Below are 18,357 nucleotides of genomic sequence, written 5' to 3'. Positions count from 1 at the left end.
AGCCTTGCGGAATTACCGGTTTTAGTCGCAGCGATCAGCCAATTGCCGCGCTTACGCTTGCGCGGGCTGATGGCAATACCCGCCGCGACCAACAATCCCGCGCAACAGCGCGCCGCTTTTGCTAAATTGCGCAGCGCACTCGAATCGTTAAACCTGCAGGGTTATGGGCTCGATTGCCTGTCCATGGGCATGTCGGGCGATATGGAAGCGGCGATCGCCGAAGGTGCGACCTTTGTGCGGGTTGGTGCGGATATTTTTGGCGCTCGCCCTAAAGCGAGTGCGGAACAATAATTTTTTAACCTTAAGGGTTTACTGTGAAAACATCCAAGATTGCATTTATCGGCGCAGGCAATATGGCCAAGGCGATTATCGGTGGCCTGCTCGCCGAAGGTTTTACCCGTGCGCAAATCAGCGCCGCTGGCCCACGCATGGAAACGCTTACTAAGGTGGCTGATGAATTCGGTATTGCGGTCAGTACCGACAATGCCGCGACTGCTGCTCATGCCGACGTTGTTGTGCTCGGGGTAAAACCGCAAATGCTGAAAGAAGTTGCGCTCGGTTTGCGCGAAGCCCTAGCAAATAAGCCGCTGATTATATCTGTCGCAGCGGGTATCACCACGGCGAGTATTGCGAGCTGGTTGGGAGAGGATCAGGCCATCGTCCGTTGTATGCCTAATACGCCATCACAATTGCGCGCTGGTGCCAGTGGTTTATATGCAAATTCACTGGTGAGTGACGATCAAAAATCGGCCGCCAATTCGATTCTCGGTGCAGTGGGCATTGTGCAGTGGTTGGATGATGAAGCTTTATTAAATCCAGTCACCGCTGTTTCCGGTTCTGGCCCTGCTTATTTCTTTTTATTGATGGAAGCGATGATCGATGCGGGTGTTGAGCTGGGTTTAACACGCGAGTGCGCCGCCGAGTTGACCTTGCAAACCGCGCTGGGCGCAGCCATGCTCGCCAAAGACAGTGAGTTTGATGTGGCTGAATTGCGCCGCCGGGTGACTTCGCCCAAAGGCACTACAGAGCAGGCGATTCTTTCATTTGAGCAGGACAATTTGCGTGCAAGCGTACTAAAAGCCATGACCGCTTGCTCCAATCGCGCCGTGGAATTGTCCGAGCTGTTAGGCAAGTAATCGATTTTGCGCGCAATTTTTTATTGAAAATTATCACCGGAGATATCCATGTTCGCCAATATTTTGCATTTGATTGTTTATAGCTTGATGTCGCTGTTCCTGGTGATTGTGATTTTGCGTTTTTTACTGCAATTGGTGCGCGCCGATTTTTATAATCCCGTTTCGCAAGCGATTGTCAAAATCACCATGCCGCTGTTAAAACCGCTGCGCAAATTTATTCCCAGTGTGTTGGGGATTGATACGGCCTCTGTGGTGTTAATAATTCTGGTGCAATTGTTGGCTACGGCAATCCTGTCCACCATTATGGGCGCTCCTGGGCTGATCCTGAATCCGCTTCCGCTAATTCTCTGGGGTTTGGTTGGCGCGCTCACTATTGTTTCCAGCATCTTTTTCTGGTGCATGATCATCAGCATTATTGGCAGTTTTGTCGCGCCTATGAGCCATCACCCACTGCTCACCCTCGCCAATCAAATTATCGATCCTCTCGCGGCACCCATCCGCAAAGTGATTCCGCCATTGGGCGGGGTGCTGGATATATCGCCGATTATTATTTTGTTGGGTTTAAAAATTGTGGATATGTTAATTGAGCGTCTCGCCAACCTTGTCGGTGTCTACCCGCAATTGGTACTGGGTTATTGGTAATACCGGAGTGCCCATGTACGCCGTTATTTTTCACGCTGAAATCGCGCAACTCGACGACGAGTATTTTGCAACCGCCAAACAGATGCGCGAGTTGGCGATGACGAACTACGGCTGCCTCAATTTTGTCGCGACTACCGAAGGGAATCGTGAAATAGCGATTTCCTATTGGCCGAGCCTCGAACACATCAAGCACTGGAAACAAAATTCTGATCATCTGCAGGCGCAACAGCAGGGAAAGTCACGCTGGTATAAATCCTACAAGGTGGAAGTGGTTGAGCTGTTACGAACCTACGAGTCAACTTTCTCCCGTTAATGTCTATTTGAGTTTTTTCTAGACTAATCTCCTCTTACCGGTTGGCTAATTTGCCAACTCATTAAAGTTTTATCTGAAATCTGAATCCAAAACCCATACTCGCCCGTAGAGCAATTGAACTGGCCCAATTCTGTCGGAGCGCAGGGGCCCCAAAGCAACCATAACAACGAGAATTCCTATGGACCCGAATCACGATTTTCTCCATCTGCTCAGCGCCACCGCGCAGGGCGACCGGTTAGCATTTGCCGATTTGTATCGCCAAACGGCGGGCAAGCTCTACGCAATTAGCCTGCAGATGTTGCGCCGCCGCGATTTGGCAGAAGAGGCAGTGCAAGAAGCCTTTGTGCGCATTTGGCACAACGCGGGCGATTACCAGCAGGAGAAAGGCACGGTGCTCACCTGGATGATCAGCATTGTCCGCTACCGCGCGCTCGATATGCTGCGCGCCACCAAGAGCCGCCGAGAAACGGGCGACGAAGGTTTGGAAGAGGCGCTCGATGAGCAGTCTCCGGAGCAGGAACTCTACGAGCAGCGTGACCGCGTGCGCATCGACCGCTGCATGGATCGGCTCGATGAAGGGTCGCGCCAAGCAATAGAAATGGCCTATTTTCGCGGCCTCACCCACATGGAAGTGTGCGATCAGATGGAAACTCCCCTGGGTACCATCAAAACCTGGATCCGCCGTGGTCTGGAACGTTTAAAGAGGTGTCTTGAATCATGAATTATTTAACCGAAGAACGCCAAAATGCCCTGTCTTCCGAATACGTATTGGGCAGTTTGCACGGCCCCGCACGGGTCCGTTTCCAGCGGCTGTTGATGCAGCACAACAGCATGCGCCACACCCTCTGGCGCTGGGAAAGCCGCCTGAACGAGTTGGGCACAGCGCTGCCAAATGCTCAGCCAGCGCCGGAAGTTTGGGAGCGAATCCAGTCCCGTTTGGGATTTACCACCGCGACACCAAATGCGACCAATGTGGTGACCTTGCCGCTACGCAAACCGCGCGGGCTGCAATGGCTCGCCGGTTTATCAGCCGCTGCTGCAATCCTGATGGCAGTACTGCTCGTCAATCTGCAACCGGTCGAACCCTTGTTGCCCGGTCAGATTGCCGTTGTACAAAGCGAAAAAGCCCAGGCGCTTTGGCTGATCGAATTGCGTGAAGATCAACTGCTGGTTACCGCCACCGACAAATTCAAAGCACTGGATAATCAGGACTACGAATTGTGGATGGTCGCCGCCGATGGTCGCCCACCGATTTCATTGGGCCTGTTACCCAAACAGGGCAAGTTGAGTTTGCCACGCTCTGTGTTGTTTGATCAGGTGCAAGTGGCGGCCCTCGCGGTGAGTCTGGAACCGCTGGGCGGATCGCCCACTGGCCAGCCGACGACCGTGTTGTACACGGCGGAATTGGTGGCGATGTAATTAGATCATCTGAGTTTGTACGATTGTTGAACCCCGCCCGGTGCGGGGTTTTTTATGCCCGCAAAAAAACTATTTTCGATAAATAACAAAATAATCATAAAAAGTTGAATCCAAAACCCAGGTTGAGCCGTTTGGTGTTGTGTTAGTCACATAAACCCAAGGAGTCAACGATGAAACATAATTACCTATCGGCCGTTATCGGCACCCTCTGCGCGAGCTTGCTCGCCACTGGCAGTTTTGCATCCAGCCACCGCGAAGCCCCGAATATCACCCGTTCACCCGCTTTGGATTCCACCGATTTTTATGCCTTTAACAGTTACGAATCCGGTCGCGCTGATTTTGTCACTTTGATCGCCAACTATATTCCGCTGCAAGATGCTTACGGCGGGCCCAACTATTTTGCGATGGACCCGCACGCGGTTTACAGCATCCACGTGGATAACACCGGCGATGCAGTAGAAGATCTCACCTTTGAGTTTCGCTTTAGCCAGGCGCTGGCCGGTGGCGAAGGCGTGAAGCTCACCGTTGGGCCGGAGGGCAACAGCCCCTCGGTTGCTGTGCCGTTAAAAAATGTGGGTGGTGTTACTGCGACTGATATGTCCGCTGTGAATTTCAGTGAAAGTTACAGCATTAAACTGCGCAGCGGTGATCGTAAAACCGGTACGCGTACCGATGTAGCAATGGCGTCGGGTATGGGTACAACGTTTAAAAAACCGCTCGATTATATCGGCAATAAAACTTTTACCTCACCTGCGGTTTACGCAACTTACGCCAACAGTTTTATTTACGAGATTGCGATTCCCGGCTGCAACACCAACGGTAAAGTGTTTGTCGGCCAGCGCAAAGATCCCTTTGTCGTTAACCTCGGCAAAACATTTGATTTGGTAAATTATGTTCCAGTCGAAGGTGATAGTGCACCGGGTGCTGGTGACGGTGGTGGCTTCCCCGGCGGTATTACGCAATCGGCAATGAATGATGATTTGCTCGATAAAAATGTCACCGCGATTTCGCTCGAAATTCCCAAAAGTTGTCTGGTGGGCAGCGGCAATGGCGTAATCGGTACCTGGACTACCGCGAGTTTACCGCAGGCGCGTATTTTAAATCCGCAGGCATCATTTAATAAAACTGAAGTGAATGGTGGTGCACTTACACAAGTGTCGCGCTTGGGTAATCCACTGGTGAATGAATTAGTGATCGGATTAAAAGACAAAGATCGCTTCTCCGTCGCCGAACCAAAAAATGATGGCCAGTTTGCCGATTACGTAACCCATCCATCGCTGCCGGAATTATTAAATATTTTATTTAAAGATGCAGTGAACACCACGCTCGGTGCAAATCTTCCCACTCTGGCACCAACCAATTTCCCGCGCATGGATTTGGTGACTGCTTTCTTAACCGGCTTCCCCGGCGTTAACCAATTAAAAACCGTTACACCTTCGGAAATGTTGCGCTTGAACACCGGCATTGCCGCAACAGCACAAATGCAACAGTGCGCATTCGGTGTTGCCGGAAATGATCTTGCCGGTTTCCCGAATGGCCGTCGGCCTGGCGATGACGTAGTGGATATCGCTTTGCGCGTGGTGATGGGACGTTTGTGTTATCCAATTCCTATTGGCGGTGTGGATACCGATTTGGGTTTGTGTAAACCCGCCGATGCCAACGTGGGTAATGTTCCCTTTACCGATGGTGCACCACTCAACGCCAGCATGATGAAAAACATGTTCCCCTATTTGGCCGATCCATTGGCCGGTTCAAATTAAGGAGATGGAAATGAAATTTTTATTTCTTGCACTTCCCGTCAGCATCGCGGTGTTACTCAGTGCGTGCGGTGGCGATGATAAAAAAAAGCCACCCAAAGTTAATACACCACCCACAGCAATGAGTACCAGCATCAGCACCCAGGCGGATACACCCGTGACCGGCAAATTAATGGGCAGCGATATGGATAAAGATGCGCTGAGTTTTGCAGTGTCATCGCAACCGGCGCAGGGCACGCTGGCATTGCAAAGTGATGGTTCATTTACCTATTTACCTAATGCCGATGTCACGGGAATGGATCAATTTACCTTTAGCGTTTCTGATGGCAAAAGCACATCCATGACCGCGATGGTTAACATCACCATCGATCTGCTCGCAGTCAATATGGGTGAGTACACACGCAAGGCTTACAACCAAATGGAAAGTGATACACCGCTATCGCTCAACACCCGTGTGGTTACTCAGGATGTCACCGACGACGAAGCGGCCTTTGATGATTTGCTAGCGCAATAAAAGAGAAACATTGTCGATTAACGCCCGCAATGGATGGCGGGTTTTTTCAAATATCAAACATCTATAAAAATCGACTTAGCGTTAAACATGAAATTTATTGAACAGCTGAATTTGCAGCGGGTAATAACAATGAACAGATTTTTACCGATAGTATTTCTGTGGGGTATTAGCTGCTGCGGAATTATCTTTGGCAGATACGCATACGCCGAAGCTTACACTCCCACCGAGCCTGATCAGATTATTGCGCAGTGGAATACAACTCCCTCTGAGACTTTGCGGGTATTGCAAATTCAGCAGCGCTTGCAACCTGAAGATTCAAATCGTGTTGTGCAACTGGCAAACGAGTATTTAGAGCAGGCGGCACAACCCGGTCAATCGCGCCTATATGGCGTAGCAGAAGCATTGTTGAAACCGCTGATTGAAAACAATACCAATGACTTATCGGTGTTGCTTGCTTGGGCACAGGTGCAACAACATCAACATCGATTTACGCTTGCGCAAGAAGTCCTGCAAAAAATTCTTCTACAACAGCCTGACAATAACACTGCCAATTTGCTTAACGCTCGGTTGCATTTAATTCAAGGCAATGCAGTCTCTGCACAAGCAGCCTGCATGCGCCTATTAGGTCACACGGATTTATCGACGCTCAGCGCGTGCTCGCTGGAAGCGCGCAGTACTCTCGGCGACAAAGAATTGAGTGAAAGTTACACACAGTTGCAGCAGATAGTCAGTACGCAAGGTTTGCCTGACGATGAGCGTCAAATCTGGATACTACAGATACTCGCTGATATGGCGGTACGTCTACAACAACCACAAGCAGCGCTCGATTTTTTAAACCAAATCAAATCCAAAAATTCACTTAGTGTGTGGGTGCAATGGGCCGATACGAATCTCGCTCTGCAAAATAATCAAATTGTCATTGATGCATTAACACCCTTGGTCAGCACCAGTTCGCAAGCGGATGATTCGCTACTGGTGCGCCTTGCGATTGCTGAGAAAAAAATCGCACCTACCACTTACTGGCAAACACAAGTGCGTGAGCGTATCGCACTACGTGAACAGCGGGATGATCAAGCGCACGCTGCCGATTTGGCCATTTATTATTTGGATATTGCGCCTGACGCGAATAAAGCCTTGCACTGGGCCGAACGCAATTGGCAGCAAGCGCGCGAAGCGAGCGATAAACATTTACTTATACGTGCCCAGCAAGCTGCGGGTGTAGCTGCCGTCACTGAAAAGGCGGGAGCATAAAGATGCGTATACTCAAGTTGATCATTTTTATCCAACTAATTATTTTTTCTGCGTTCTTATCTGCGCACCAACTCAGTACGGCTTACGCCAATCTGCAAATCAACGATCAGGGTTTAATAACCGGGGAATGGCAAGTACGGCTTTATGATCTTGAGCAGGCCATAGGTGTGGATATCGATGGCGATGGAAAATTGCGCTGGAAAGAGTTACAAGCGCGCGCCGACAGCGTGCATCAATATCTTGCCAGTCAGCTATCGATTCACCGCGCTGATAGCACCTGCACATTGTTATTAAGTGATGAGTGGAAAATCGATTCCCATTTTAGTGAATCCTATCTGTTGATACCGCTGCGTGCCCAATGCGCTTTGACCGGTACTATTCGTGTTAATTACAGCGCATTTTTTAAAGAAGATGCTGAACATAAATTATTGCTGAATCTACGCAGCGATTCTGCCACCAGCAGCCGCGTACTCAGCGACACCCAGCGCAATATTGATTGGGATGCCGCCAGCGGTAATGTCTGGAAAACACTGGGCGAATTTATTTATCAGGGCATGGTGCATATCTGGATTGGTATCGACCATATTTTATTTTTGCTATCGCTAATGCTGACCTGCGTGCTGGTTCGGCGCGGCAACCAATGGTTTGCACAAGCCAGTATAAAACGCATCCTAATCAATACCACCTGGATAGTCACGGCATTTACGCTCGCCCATTCCATCACGCTTAGCGCGACCGCGTTAGGTTTAATTCAGTTCTCCAGCCAATGGGTAGAAGTGGGCATTGCCATGTCGGTAGTTCTGGTTGCGCTCAACAATATTTATCCACTGGTTACGCGATTGGGTTGGCTCACCTTTGGATTTGGTCTGCTGCACGGCATGGGCTTCGCCGGAGTATTGGGTGAATTGGGGTTACCAGCAGATCAACAACTGCTCACGGTATTGGCATTTAATCTTGGCGTGGAGATAGGGCAAATGGCAATTGTGTTGCTGTTACTACCGCTATTTATTTTTGTGCGCAACCAAATTTGGTATGCACGTTATGCCCTTACGGGTACATCGATAGTGATTGCATTAGTGGCGTTGCAATGGGTAGTCGAACGTTGGATTGGTTAAGGACATTATGATGCGTATTAACAATAGTTTGGCCGGTTATTATTTTGCTTTAAGTGTTACGCCTTTGGTAGTGAATGGTTCGGCAAATGCAGCCCAGAACAACACTGAAATGTTGTTGGTAGAAAATGTGGTTGTTTATGGCTACCGCACTGATTTATTGGGTACCAGTATTGCCGCCGCAGAAGGCGTGGTCGGCAGCGCCGAAATTGCCGCGCGGCCGGTATCGCGCACCGGTGAAATTCTGGAATTTGTACCCGGCATGGTGGTTACCCAACACAGTGGTTCAGGCAAAGCCAATCAATATTTTTTACGCGGTTTTAATCTGGATCACGGCACCGACTTTGCCACTTCAGTTGACGCCATGCCAATTAATATGCGCAGCCATGGACATGGGCAAGGCTATACGGATTTAAATTTTATTATTCCTGAATTTATTCAGGATATTCAGTATCGCAAAGGTCCTTACTACGCTGAAGTGGGCGATTTTTCCGGCGCGGGCGCCGCACAGTTTTCGCTAAAAAATACTCTCGCTACTGGCGAAGTCAATTTTACTGCAGGTGATTTCGACTATCGGCGTTTATACACCGCAACGCAACTTGAACTGGATTCAGGGCGTTTGCTATTTGGCCTAGAAGCGCAGCGCTACGCAGGCCCCTGGACAGATATTGATGAAAACGTACACAAAACCAATCTGCTAGTGCGTTATACATCGCAAATTGGTGGTGGTGAACTTTCATTGACGGCGATGGGCTACCGCAATCGCTGGAATGCGGCTGATCAAATTCCCCAGCGCGCGGTTGGGCAAAATATTATCGATCCTTTAGGTTCACTGGATACTGATGTAGGCGGCGATTCCAATCGCTACAGTCTGTCAACGCAATGGGTGAATCCGAATTGGTCAATGAGTGCCTATATTGTCGATTCAGATTTAAATCTATTTTCCAATTTTACCTATTTTTTGGATGACCCCATCAATGGCGATGAATTTGAACAAGTGGATGACCGGCAATTGCTCGGAGGAGAAGTCGTACGCAATTGGCAAATAGATGTTGCTGGAAAATCGGCAACACAGAAAATCGGCATTCAAATTCGGCACGATGCTATTGATGAAGTGGGTTTATTCAAAACCCGTGCGCGCAATCGGTTGTCAACTACCCGTGTTGATGCGATTGATGAAACATCGCTGGCGCTTTTTGCACAGAATGACATTCAGTTAACTGAGAATATCCGTACACATCTGGGTGTGCGCCATGATTATTTGCAAGTGGATGTACGCAGCGACCGCGCACAAAATTCTGGCGATGCAGCTGATGGCATCACCAATGTAAAAGCGGGCGTGAGTTACAATGTTAGCGATAATGTTGAAACTTATTTTAATCTTGGGCAGGGCTTTCATTCCAATGATGCGCGCGGTGCAACCATTGTTATTGATCCGGTTTCGGGCGAGTTAAGTGAGCCGGTCGATTTATTATCCCGCTCGCAAGGTGCGGAAGTTGGTGCGAAATTATTCGATAATAATCATTACAGCATTTCCACATCGCTATGGTATTTAGCACTGGATTCGGAATTATTATTTGTGGGCGATGCGGGCAATACCGAGGCAAGCCGCGCATCGGAACGTTCCGGAATTGAAATCGCCAGTTACTTCTGGTTTGCCGACGGTTGGAGCATTGATTCGGAATTGGCCTGGACGCGTTCGCGGTTTACCGATAATCAATTGGACGAAGGCAAATATGTGGATGGCTCCCTGCCGTTTGTCGCAAGTGCGGGGATTAGTTACGCACCGGCGCAAACCGGTTTCCACGGCGTTTTGCGCTACCGGCATTTTGCCGCGCGGGTGCTGGATAGTTTCGCGCAGCAGGAGGCGGGGGCGACTAGCCTGGTGAATCTCGGCTTGGGTTATCGCTGGGCGCAATGGTCGGTGGGGCTCGACATCCTCAACCTGTTCGAGAGCGCCGATCACGATATCGATTATTTTTACCCGTCCCGGCTCCCCTCCGAGGCAGATGAGGGCGTTGAAGATTTGCACTTCCATCCGGTTGAACCGCGCAGCCTGCGTATCCGACTACAAGCCGCTTTCTGATAATCGCCCCATTACTCTTCCCACAGTAGATACCACCCGGTGTGCAAGTTGGCATTCCGGTGCGGTATCGCTTGGCGTCAAATGTTTCACAAAGTAGCAATCCCCTGCCTTTTAGCCCGCTGAAGTGACCACTCACTGCTCAAGATCTAGCCACTGGCGTGCTTTTCCGCTTTAATGACCGGACAACAATAATTAATTAGCCATCGGCTGGTTATCGCGGTCAGTTATTAAACAATGCAAATAACGCCAGATTCGCTATTTTGAGAGTATTGCTATGGACATAAGATCCCTGCACCGCCAAATGACGCATTACAACCGCTGGAAACGCCAGCTGGATGAACGTTTGCAGCGATTTGAGCAGTGGAGCCAGCAGCACGATATGTCCGGCGCGAATATGGGCAAGACCTTGCAGCGGGCACGCCAGTTATTGCGCGGCGAAAGTTTTACCATCGCCTGTGTAGGCGAGTTCTCGCGCGGTAAAACCGAATTAATCAATGCACTGCTGTATACCGGAGGTGGCCGTCGTTTACTGCCATCGCAACCGGGGCGCACGACTATGTGCCCTACCGAAATCTTTTGGGACGCCCACCAACCCACCAATTGTGTGCGCCTCCTGCCGATCGAAACCCGCCGTACCAATACCAGCCTGCAAAGCTTCAAACGCATCCCGCAAAATTGGGTGGCGATTCATTTTGATGCGCAAGACCACGAGCAGACCCGCGCCGCGATCAATCAAGTTTCGGCCAGTAAACAAGTCAGTGTGGCCGATGCGCTTAAATTGGGTTTTGCACAGGATGAGTTGGGCGAGCGCGACGAGAACGGCATGGTTACTGTGCCCGCCTGGCGCCATGCGCTTATCAGTCTGGATCATCCGCTGCTACGCCAGGGCTTGCGCATCGTTGATACGCCCGGCTTGAACGCGCTGGGCAACGAGCCTGAACTCACGTTAAAAACCCTGCCCGATGCCCAGGCGATTTTGTTTTTGCTCGGCGCCGATGCGGGTGTCACTGCGAGCGATATGGAGATCTGGCGCGAACATATCCAGGTATTGCGCGATAACAACTGCACCGCGGTAATCGCCCTGCTCAATAAAATCGACAGCCTCTGGGATGACCTCACCCCGGCGCAAGAAATCGAAGCAAACGTCAACCAATTGCGCCAGCTCACCGCGCGCCAATTGAATTTGTCGCCCGAGCACGTGGTGGCGCTGTCCGCCAAACAGGGCTTGCTCGGCAAAGTCGGACGCAACCAGGCGCAATTGGCGCGCAGTAATTTTCCGCAGCTGGAACGCATGCTGGCTGAATGTGTGATGCGCAACCAGCAGCAGATTATCGGCCATCGGTTAATTGGCGACAGCTATGCGATGGTGATCAACGCGCGCAACAGTTTGCAGCGCCGCCTGGGTGACTGTGAAAAAGAATTGGAAGAATTGCGCGCGGTTGCACCGGAGGCGGCGGGCGATAAATTGACCGAGCTGCGCGATACCATCCGCCGCACCCATCACGAATACCACAAGCAGGCGCTGTCATTGCGCACCAGCCAGCGTTTGTTGGAATCGCAAAAATTATCGCTGCTGGGGCCCATCAGCAGCGGCCTGCTGGAGCAGCAAATCGCGGAAGCCCATGCAAATCTGGCGCAGAGTTGGACAACCGTGGGATTGGCGCGCGCGATCGGCAAATTTTTTGATGATGTAGACAGCAACCTGCGCCATCTCGAACGTGAAATCGAGCGCTGCAACAGCGTACTCACCTCGATTTACGAGCGCCCCGAACAGACAGTGACGGGCGACGATTTGATCATGCGCCACTTGTTGAAAATCCAGAAGCAGCGCCGCCAATTGCGCCAGTTGCATACCCGCGCCGATGATTTCCGTAAATCCCTGAGCGCAGTATTCACCCATAAAGGCGCTTTGATTAGCCGCTTTATCAACACCCTGGTGCAGGAGGTGCGCGCGGTTTATGTCGATTTAAACCAGCACATCCATCACTGGATGCAAGAGGCATTGGCGCCGCTGTTCCATCACAACCAATACCAAAAACAATTGCTGGAACACCACATGCTGCGCCTCACGCAATTGCAAACCCAGCGCAACAGCCACAGCGAACAACTGGAAGTGCTGCAGACCAATATTTACCAATTGCAGACCGCGCTGGGGAACATCGAGCCGCTTTATAAAGAATTACTGACGACGCCACTGGAGCCGGAATTGATGGCGGATGTAGAGCAGAAGGAGTCGGTAACAGCGGGAGCGCAAGTGGTATCGATTAATCAGCTGCGTACTCGAAACCATTAAATTCCCATGTGCCCATGTAAGCCGATAATGCTTTCAGTTTTTTTGAGGAAAATTTCTCATTTATATAGATTTCAATGCCAGAGTCATTTATAAAGTGAATGCCTCCCAGTAGCAAACTCTGGGAGCGGGTGATACTTAATAAATTACAAGGGATATCTTTATGAAACTGAAAGCTTTAGTTACCGGTTTAGTTCTGGCTGCTGCGTTGCCAAACTTGGCAATCGCCGATGAAAAAAAAGCGGTTGGATCTGGTCCAAACCCATTTGCTGATTGTGGTATCGGTGCTGCACTGTTTCCAAATCACAAAGTGCTTGCGGTAACCTCAAACGTTATTTGGGACATTGGTACCACCGCAGTAACTTCTGCAACGGCCAGCCCTGAAACCTGTTCAGGCAAAAATGCCACAGCAGCAAAATTCATTCTGGATAGCTATGAAAGCCTCGCCGAAGAAACTGCCCGTGGCCAAGGCGAACACCTCGCAGCACTGATGAACATTCTTGACGTACAAGAAGCTGACCGTGCGGCGGTTATCAGCAGCCTGCGTGTACAAATGGCGGCTCAAGTCAGTGCCGCCAGCTACACTTCTGCAGATAAACTGCAAAAATCCAGTGATTACTACACCAGTGTAATCTCTGCACTCAACGCAGCTTAATCATTGCGAATCTGCAGAGGCAGCAATGCCTCTGCTCAAATCCCCTCCCTCCCAGTTTTCAACATGACTATAAAAATATTGGCGCTGTTGCTGATAACAGTGTCTGCTCAGGTATGGGCAAATACAGCAGATTTAAATTTACCCTCAAATCAACAAACACATTTGCAAGCCTTGTCCGGGACAAAAGTCTGGCGGCAATTGCTTGGGTTTGACACCAATAATGTCAGTGTAATTACCAGCAAAACATTTTTCCTGGCGCCATCAGGCAACAAAGATGCTTACACAGAGTTAATTGAAACACTCATTGCTTTTAAGCGTTCTGTTGATATTCCCGATCAGCATGCACAGTGCCGTTTTCGCGGTCGCTATCTGTGGTTGTCACGACAACTCGATTTTAACGCGCTGGCGATTACACCGGTTGTTTGCCCCGAATACGCCAGCTTCTCTGCACAACAGCAAGCGAGTTCAATCAGTATTATTTTTGCGACTGGCTATTTAGGAAACCCTGCGTCTTACTATGGACATCTACTATTAAAAATCAATTCACCTCTGGATAGTAAAACGACCAGTCTTGAGAATACTGCAGTTAATTTTGGCGCAAATGTACCGCCGAATGAAAACATGCTGATTTATATCAGTAAGGGATTATTTGGCGGTTATGATTCTTCTTTTACGCACCAGCAGTATTACTATCACTCGCACAATTACGGAGAGTCAGAATTACGCGATTTATGGGAGTATGAATTAGCAGTAGCACCCGATGCGCTCGCGTTGCTTATTGCGCACATGTGGGAGCTGATGGGTGCTGATTACACCTATTATTTTTTTAATCGCAATTGTGCGTATCGCATGGGTGAATTGCTTGAGTTGATTATTGATAAGCCGCTGGTCGCCGCATGGAGACCATGGGAAACGCCTCAGGCAATCATGCAGCGACTCGGCGATATTTCCTACAATGGCAAACCACTGGTAAAACAAATTCGCTATCACCCCTCGCGGCAAAGCAAGCTCTATCAGCGCTACCAACACCTGAGTAATCAGGAACGAAAAATGGTGCATGAGATTGTCAGTGGCAAAGCATCACTCGATAGCAAACAGTTGGCATCCATAGATCAATCGCGCCAACACGCCGTAGTTGATACCTTGCTCGATTATTATCAATTTGTGCGCGATGAAAAGGCGGGCGAAAAAGATCCTGACAATGAGCGATATCGCAAAGCATTAATCAAGCGCTACCAATTACCTCCCGGTGAAAGTCAGGTTTTGTTTACCTCTAACAACCGTCCCCATTTAGGGCGCAAGCCAAGCTATTTAAGTGTTGGTGTTGGTTCTAGCGATGCAGCGGGTGAGCACATGGACGTTCACTTGCGGCCGGCCTACTATGATGCACTTGATGCCGGTTATGGCCACATTAAAAATGGTGCGCTATCCATGGCAGAGTTCACGTTGCGCGCGCGCGCTGGCAAGTGGTTTATAAAGGATTTGAGTGCATTAAAAATTGAAAGTATCAGCCGCAATTACACCGCACTTCCCGGTGATAGAAAAGCATCCTGGTACCTGGACGTGGGTGCACAACAGTCGGAGCTGGATTGCACTGAATGCCTTTCCACTAAAGCGCGCGCTGGCTATGGCTATGCAACAAGCCTGTGGCGTGAAAAATTGATGCTCGCTGCGTTTGCCGGAGGTGGCTTTCTCGGGCAAAATCTGAATAGCGATGGTCTTTACCTGTCGGCGACAGCGAGTATTCATTTGCATCTCTCGCCTGTGTTCGTACTGCAATTGAGTGCAGAACAGCAGCACTTTCGGGACAGTCTGAGTGTCGATGTTTACAAAGCAGCCGCGCGCTTTACACTGACTGAGCAAACAGATTTACGGATGTATTTTGCCCAAAAAAATGTTGAGGAAATCGGTCTTTCACTCGGCTTCTATTGGTAGCGAATGATGGGCTGGACAGCGGCAACAATTTACTATCCAATCGTGAGTGTTCCAACCAATGCCTCGTCAAGGCAGGTTGTTTACACCAAATCTATTTATTGCTGTGATCCTAAAAAATGAATAACTGATGAGGAAGTCGCTATGCAAAGATTAACGACCAAACTTGTAATCGGCACGCTCGCCGCCAGCCTCTTGGTGCAGCTAACCGCCTGCGGCACGATCCTGCACCCGGAGCGCAAGGGGCAAAAAGGTGGACAGATCGACCCGGCTATTGCCATCTTTGACGGTATTGGGCTTTTGTTCTTTTTTCTTCCCGGGGTAATTGCGTTTGCGGTGGATTTTTCCAACGGCACTATCTATTTGCCGGGTGGTCGCCAATCCAGTTTGAGCGATGAAGAGTTACAGCGGGTCGCCCCGCATGGTAAGTTGGATGAAAAGAGCCTGGCCGAAATACTGCGCGCAAAAGGCTTACTCGAACAAGATCAAGCGCAGCATCTGCAAATCCAGCAACTGGATTCACTCGGCGAGGTCTATGCTCGCCTGGCTATTTACGATTCCAGCTTCGCACAAGCAGGCTTAACCCAGCTGCGTTAACGGTTATTCCGGCAAGGGCAGACAGGGTGCTGTTCCCTGGCTGTCAGTGTTTAACTTGCAGCATAAGATCCCTCTCTTTAGACTGTCGCATCATTTGATCTGGTCGGAAGTTATCGGCTTTACATCACGCGCTACAAGAGAGAATCATGCCAAACCAAATACCCGCTGATTCGGTGGGTCTTGTCACTCCCCAAACCCATCGCTTCACCGCGCCGCTCCTGCTGGCCTGCGGTAGGACGCTCGATGAGTATGAATTGGTCTATGAAACCTACGGCCAATTGAATGCGGCCAAATCCAATGCGGTACTCATCTGCCATGCGCTCTCCGGCCATCATCACGCCGCCGGTTACCACAGCATGGATGACAAACGCCCCGGCTGGTGGGATGCCTATATCGGCCCCGGCAAACCCATTGATACCAACAAGTTTTTTGTCGTCGCGCTGAATAATCTCGGCGGCTGCCACGGCTCGACCGGCCCGCGCTCGATCAACCCGGCCACCGGCAAAGCCTGGGGTGCAGATTTTCCGATGGTGCGCGTGCGCGATTGGGTTGCCAGCCAGGCGCGCCTAGCCGATGTACTCGGCATTGATGTCTGGGCAGCGATCATCGGCGGCAGCCTCGGCGGTATGCAGGTCATGCGCTGGGCACTGGATTTTCCAGAGCGCGTTCGCCACGCCGTAGTTATCGCCTCTGCGTTAAAACTCTCCGCACAAAATATTGCGTTTAATGAGGCCGCACGCAAAGCGATTATCAGCGACCCGAATTTTTTTGATGGCGATTACATCGAGCACAACACCTTGCCAAAAAATGGTTTGGCGGTGGCGCGCATGATCGGCCATATCACTTATCTTTCCGATTACGCGATGGGTGAAAAATTTGGCCGCGATCTGCGCAGCGGCAGTTTTGAGCTCGGCAATGATGAACCGGTGGAATTCCAGATTGAAAGTTATCTGCGCTACCAGGGTGACAGTTTTGCCAATAGCTTCGATGCGAACTCCTACATCCGCATCACCAAAGCGCTGGATTATTTTGATCTCGCGCGCGAATTTAATGACGATCCCGTCAGCGCCTTTAAACGAACCAACGCAAAATTTTTGGTGATTTCTTTTAGCACTGACTGGCGGTTTGCTCCCGAGCGCTCGCACGAAATTGTGAACGCATTAGTTGGCGCCAATCGCCCGGTGACCTACGCGGAAATTGAATCCAAACACGGCCACGACGCCTTCCTATTACCCGATGAACGCTACGAGCAAGTTTTCGGTCGCTACCTTGCCGGAGTGAAAATCTGATGCGTATAGATCTCAACGAAATCCAACACTGGATTCAACAGGGCAGCCGTATTCTCGATCTGGGTTGTGGCGATGGCACGCTATTAAAATTTTTGATCGACACCAAACAAGTACAAGGTTACGGCTTGGAAATCGATGCGGCGCAAATCAATACTTGCATCGACAAAGGCTTGAATGTGATTGAGCAAAACCTCGATCGTGGCCTTGGCAACTTTGCTGATAAAAGTTTTGATACCGTATTAATGACACAAGCGTTGCAAACCCTACATTTTCCTCACTTGGTATTGGATGAAATGTTGCGTGTGGGCAAAGAGTGTATAGTGACTTTCCCTAACTTCGGCCATTGGAAAGCGCGCTTTTATCTGGCGACGCGTGGCCGTATGCCGGTATCAGATTTATTGCCCTACGAGTGGTACGACACACCCAACATTCACTTTTGCACGTTCGATGATTTTGAAGTCCTCTGCCGCGAGCGCAATATCAAGGTGATCCATCGCCAGGTAGTGAACGAACAATCTGGCCAGACGTTAAAAGATTTTATGCCCAATTTGTTTGGTGAGACGGCGATTTATCATTTGAGCAAATAGCTCCTGATTGACTAAAAAATGTATCAACCACCGGAGTGTTGTTATGAAAAAGTTACTGCAAAGTGTATTTTTGGTTTTTCTCGCTACAACTGTTCAGGCTCAAGTCGATCAACCCAAAGAAATCCGCACTGCGGAAAAATTCGGTGTCTACACAGTGCATTACAATGTATTTAACAGTACCGATATTCCTGCAAAAATGGCAGAAGCGTATAAGTTAGTGCGCGGCAAAGATCGCGCGCTGGTGAATATCAGCCTTACCAAAACCGAAAACGGCAGCACCACTTTAGGCTTGCCAGCGATTGTGAGCGGCGCCAGTAAAAATTTAATGCAGCAAAAACAAGCGCTGAAGTTTATCGAAATAAAAGAAGGCGATGCGACTTACTATCTCGCACCTTTTGTATTCAACAACGAAGAAGTGCTGCATTTTGATATTCAAGTCAGTGCCGACGCCAATACAAAGCCCATGAGCTTTACGTTTAATCGTACACTTTATACCGAATAATCCTGTACGCATTTCATGTGTCAAAGGCGCCGATGGGCGCCTTTTCTTTCCGTGATTTACCAATAGCAAAACAACGGCATTGATTATGAAAAAAATTGTATTGGCCAGCGGCAACGCCGGCAAGTTGCGCGAATTCCAGCAACTATTAACTGGCTGTGGTTTTGAAGTGTTGCCGCAATCAGATTTTTTTAGCGAAAACGCCGAAGAAACCGGTTTGACCTTTGTTGAAAATGCCATCATCAAAGCGCGTTATGCCTGCGCCAAAACTGGCTTGC

At 49.8% G+C, this 18,357-nt stretch carries 19 protein-coding genes; all 19 read left to right on the top strand.

Annotation, left to right across the window (positions count from 1 at the left end):
- A partial coding sequence (locus ACWA6V_RS04105; RefSeq protein WP_449521307.1) for an alanine racemase occupies window positions 1-291 on the top strand: 291 nt, incomplete at its 5' end.
- 23 nt (window positions 292-314) lie between these two features.
- Window positions 315-1,136 carry a pyrroline-5-carboxylate reductase gene (gene proC, locus ACWA6V_RS04100; RefSeq protein ID WP_449521306.1) on the top strand — a complete coding sequence of 274 codons (822 nt, stop codon included), beginning with the start codon at window positions 315-317 and terminating at the stop codon, window positions 1,134-1,136.
- Window positions 1,137-1,184: 48 nt separating this feature from the next.
- Window positions 1,185-1,778: a YggT family protein gene (locus ACWA6V_RS04095; protein ID WP_449521305.1), complete on the top strand. Its 594-nt coding sequence runs from the start codon at window positions 1,185-1,187 to the stop codon at window positions 1,776-1,778.
- A 13-nt stretch (window positions 1,779-1,791) separates the two neighbouring features.
- Entirely contained in the window at window positions 1,792-2,091 is a 300-nt protein-coding gene (locus tag ACWA6V_RS04090; RefSeq protein ID WP_449521304.1) for an antibiotic biosynthesis monooxygenase family protein, read from the top strand.
- Between the two features lie 178 nt (window positions 2,092-2,269).
- Window positions 2,270-2,812: a sigma-70 family RNA polymerase sigma factor gene (locus ACWA6V_RS04085; RefSeq protein ID WP_449521303.1), complete on the top strand. Its 543-nt coding sequence runs from the start codon at window positions 2,270-2,272 to the stop codon at window positions 2,810-2,812.
- Entirely contained in the window at window positions 2,809-3,510 is a 702-nt protein-coding gene (locus ACWA6V_RS04080) for an anti-sigma factor (RefSeq protein WP_449521302.1), read from the top strand. The genes ACWA6V_RS04085 and ACWA6V_RS04080 overlap by 4 nt, the downstream gene beginning before the upstream one ends.
- Before the next feature lie 170 nt (window positions 3,511-3,680).
- Complete coding sequence (locus ACWA6V_RS04075; protein WP_449521301.1) at window positions 3,681-5,270, top strand: DUF4331 domain-containing protein; 1,590 nt, start codon at window positions 3,681-3,683, stop codon at window positions 5,268-5,270.
- Window positions 5,271-5,280: 10 nt separating this feature from the next.
- The gene (locus ACWA6V_RS04070; RefSeq protein WP_449521300.1) at window positions 5,281-5,781 is read left to right on the top strand and encodes an Ig-like domain-containing protein; all 501 of its coding nucleotides are present in this window, start codon (window positions 5,281-5,283) and stop codon (window positions 5,779-5,781) included.
- Between the two features lie 129 nt (window positions 5,782-5,910).
- Window positions 5,911-7,032, top strand: coding sequence for a tetratricopeptide repeat protein (locus ACWA6V_RS04065; protein WP_449521299.1), 1,122 nt, complete (start codon window positions 5,911-5,913; stop codon window positions 7,030-7,032).
- A gap of 2 nt (window positions 7,033-7,034) precedes the next feature.
- Window positions 7,035-8,147: a HupE/UreJ family protein gene (locus ACWA6V_RS04060; protein ID WP_449521298.1), complete on the top strand. Its 1,113-nt coding sequence runs from the start codon at window positions 7,035-7,037 to the stop codon at window positions 8,145-8,147.
- Window positions 8,148-8,157: 10 nt separating this feature from the next.
- The gene (locus ACWA6V_RS04055; RefSeq protein WP_449521297.1) at window positions 8,158-10,230 is read left to right on the top strand and encodes a TonB-dependent receptor; all 2,073 of its coding nucleotides are present in this window, start codon (window positions 8,158-8,160) and stop codon (window positions 10,228-10,230) included.
- Between the two features lie 274 nt (window positions 10,231-10,504).
- Entirely contained in the window at window positions 10,505-12,523 is a 2,019-nt protein-coding gene (locus ACWA6V_RS04050) for a dynamin family protein (protein ID WP_449521296.1), read from the top strand.
- Window positions 12,524-12,683: 160 nt separating this feature from the next.
- Window positions 12,684-13,175, top strand: coding sequence for a DUF3015 family protein (locus ACWA6V_RS04045; protein WP_449521295.1), 492 nt, complete (start codon window positions 12,684-12,686; stop codon window positions 13,173-13,175).
- Window positions 13,176-13,238: 63 nt separating this feature from the next.
- A complete protein-coding gene (locus ACWA6V_RS04040) occupies window positions 13,239-15,110 on the top strand; it encodes an Lnb N-terminal periplasmic domain-containing protein (protein WP_449521294.1) in 1,872 nt (623 codons plus the stop codon).
- Between the two features lie 141 nt (window positions 15,111-15,251).
- The gene (locus ACWA6V_RS04035; protein ID WP_449521293.1) at window positions 15,252-15,704 is read left to right on the top strand and encodes a hypothetical protein; all 453 of its coding nucleotides are present in this window, start codon (window positions 15,252-15,254) and stop codon (window positions 15,702-15,704) included.
- Between the two features lie 146 nt (window positions 15,705-15,850).
- A complete protein-coding gene (gene metX, locus ACWA6V_RS04030) occupies window positions 15,851-16,993 on the top strand; it encodes a homoserine O-succinyltransferase MetX (RefSeq protein ID WP_449521292.1) in 1,143 nt (380 codons plus the stop codon).
- Window positions 16,993-17,580, top strand: coding sequence for a methionine biosynthesis protein MetW (gene metW / locus ACWA6V_RS04025; protein WP_449521291.1), 588 nt, complete (start codon window positions 16,993-16,995; stop codon window positions 17,578-17,580). The genes metX and metW overlap by 1 nt, the downstream gene beginning before the upstream one ends.
- A 43-nt stretch (window positions 17,581-17,623) precedes the next feature.
- Window positions 17,624-18,082: a DUF4426 domain-containing protein gene (locus ACWA6V_RS04020; RefSeq protein WP_449521290.1), complete on the top strand. Its 459-nt coding sequence runs from the start codon at window positions 17,624-17,626 to the stop codon at window positions 18,080-18,082.
- Window positions 18,083-18,167: 85 nt separating this feature from the next.
- Window positions 18,168-18,357: non-canonical purine NTP pyrophosphatase (locus tag ACWA6V_RS04015; RefSeq protein ID WP_449521289.1), on the top strand; the 190-nt coding region annotated here is incomplete at its 3' end.

This window comes from Cellvibrio sp., assembly GCF_053579595.1.
This window is presented reverse-complemented; position numbering and strand designations above follow the sequence as displayed.

Excerpts from the sequence above, each read along its gene's own strand:
- ACWA6V_RS04095 (WP_449521305.1), top strand. The coding sequence starts at position 1,185 with ATGTTCGCCAATATTTTGCATTTGATTGTTTATAGCTTGATGTCGCTG.
- ACWA6V_RS04090 (WP_449521304.1), top strand. The coding sequence starts at position 1,792 with ATGTACGCCGTTATTTTTCACGCTGAAATCGCGCAACTCGACGACGAG.
- ACWA6V_RS04085 (WP_449521303.1), top strand. The coding sequence starts at position 2,270 with ATGGACCCGAATCACGATTTTCTCCATCTGCTCAGCGCCACCGCGCAG.
- ACWA6V_RS04080 (WP_449521302.1), top strand. The coding sequence starts at position 2,809 with ATGAATTATTTAACCGAAGAACGCCAAAATGCCCTGTCTTCCGAATAC.
- ACWA6V_RS04075 (WP_449521301.1), top strand. The coding sequence starts at position 3,681 with ATGAAACATAATTACCTATCGGCCGTTATCGGCACCCTCTGCGCGAGC.
- ACWA6V_RS04070 (WP_449521300.1), top strand. The coding sequence starts at position 5,281 with ATGAAATTTTTATTTCTTGCACTTCCCGTCAGCATCGCGGTGTTACTC.
- ACWA6V_RS04065 (WP_449521299.1), top strand. The coding sequence starts at position 5,911 with ATGAACAGATTTTTACCGATAGTATTTCTGTGGGGTATTAGCTGCTGC.
- ACWA6V_RS04060 (WP_449521298.1), top strand. The coding sequence starts at position 7,035 with ATGCGTATACTCAAGTTGATCATTTTTATCCAACTAATTATTTTTTCT.
- ACWA6V_RS04055 (WP_449521297.1), top strand. The coding sequence starts at position 8,158 with ATGCGTATTAACAATAGTTTGGCCGGTTATTATTTTGCTTTAAGTGTT.
- ACWA6V_RS04050 (WP_449521296.1), top strand. The coding sequence starts at position 10,505 with ATGGACATAAGATCCCTGCACCGCCAAATGACGCATTACAACCGCTGG.
- ACWA6V_RS04045 (WP_449521295.1), top strand. The coding sequence starts at position 12,684 with ATGAAACTGAAAGCTTTAGTTACCGGTTTAGTTCTGGCTGCTGCGTTG.
- ACWA6V_RS04040 (WP_449521294.1), top strand. The coding sequence starts at position 13,239 with ATGACTATAAAAATATTGGCGCTGTTGCTGATAACAGTGTCTGCTCAG.
- ACWA6V_RS04035 (WP_449521293.1), top strand. The coding sequence starts at position 15,252 with ATGCAAAGATTAACGACCAAACTTGTAATCGGCACGCTCGCCGCCAGC.
- metX (WP_449521292.1), top strand. The coding sequence starts at position 15,851 with ATGCCAAACCAAATACCCGCTGATTCGGTGGGTCTTGTCACTCCCCAA.
- metW (WP_449521291.1), top strand. The coding sequence starts at position 16,993 with ATGCGTATAGATCTCAACGAAATCCAACACTGGATTCAACAGGGCAGC.
- ACWA6V_RS04020 (WP_449521290.1), top strand. The coding sequence starts at position 17,624 with ATGAAAAAGTTACTGCAAAGTGTATTTTTGGTTTTTCTCGCTACAACT.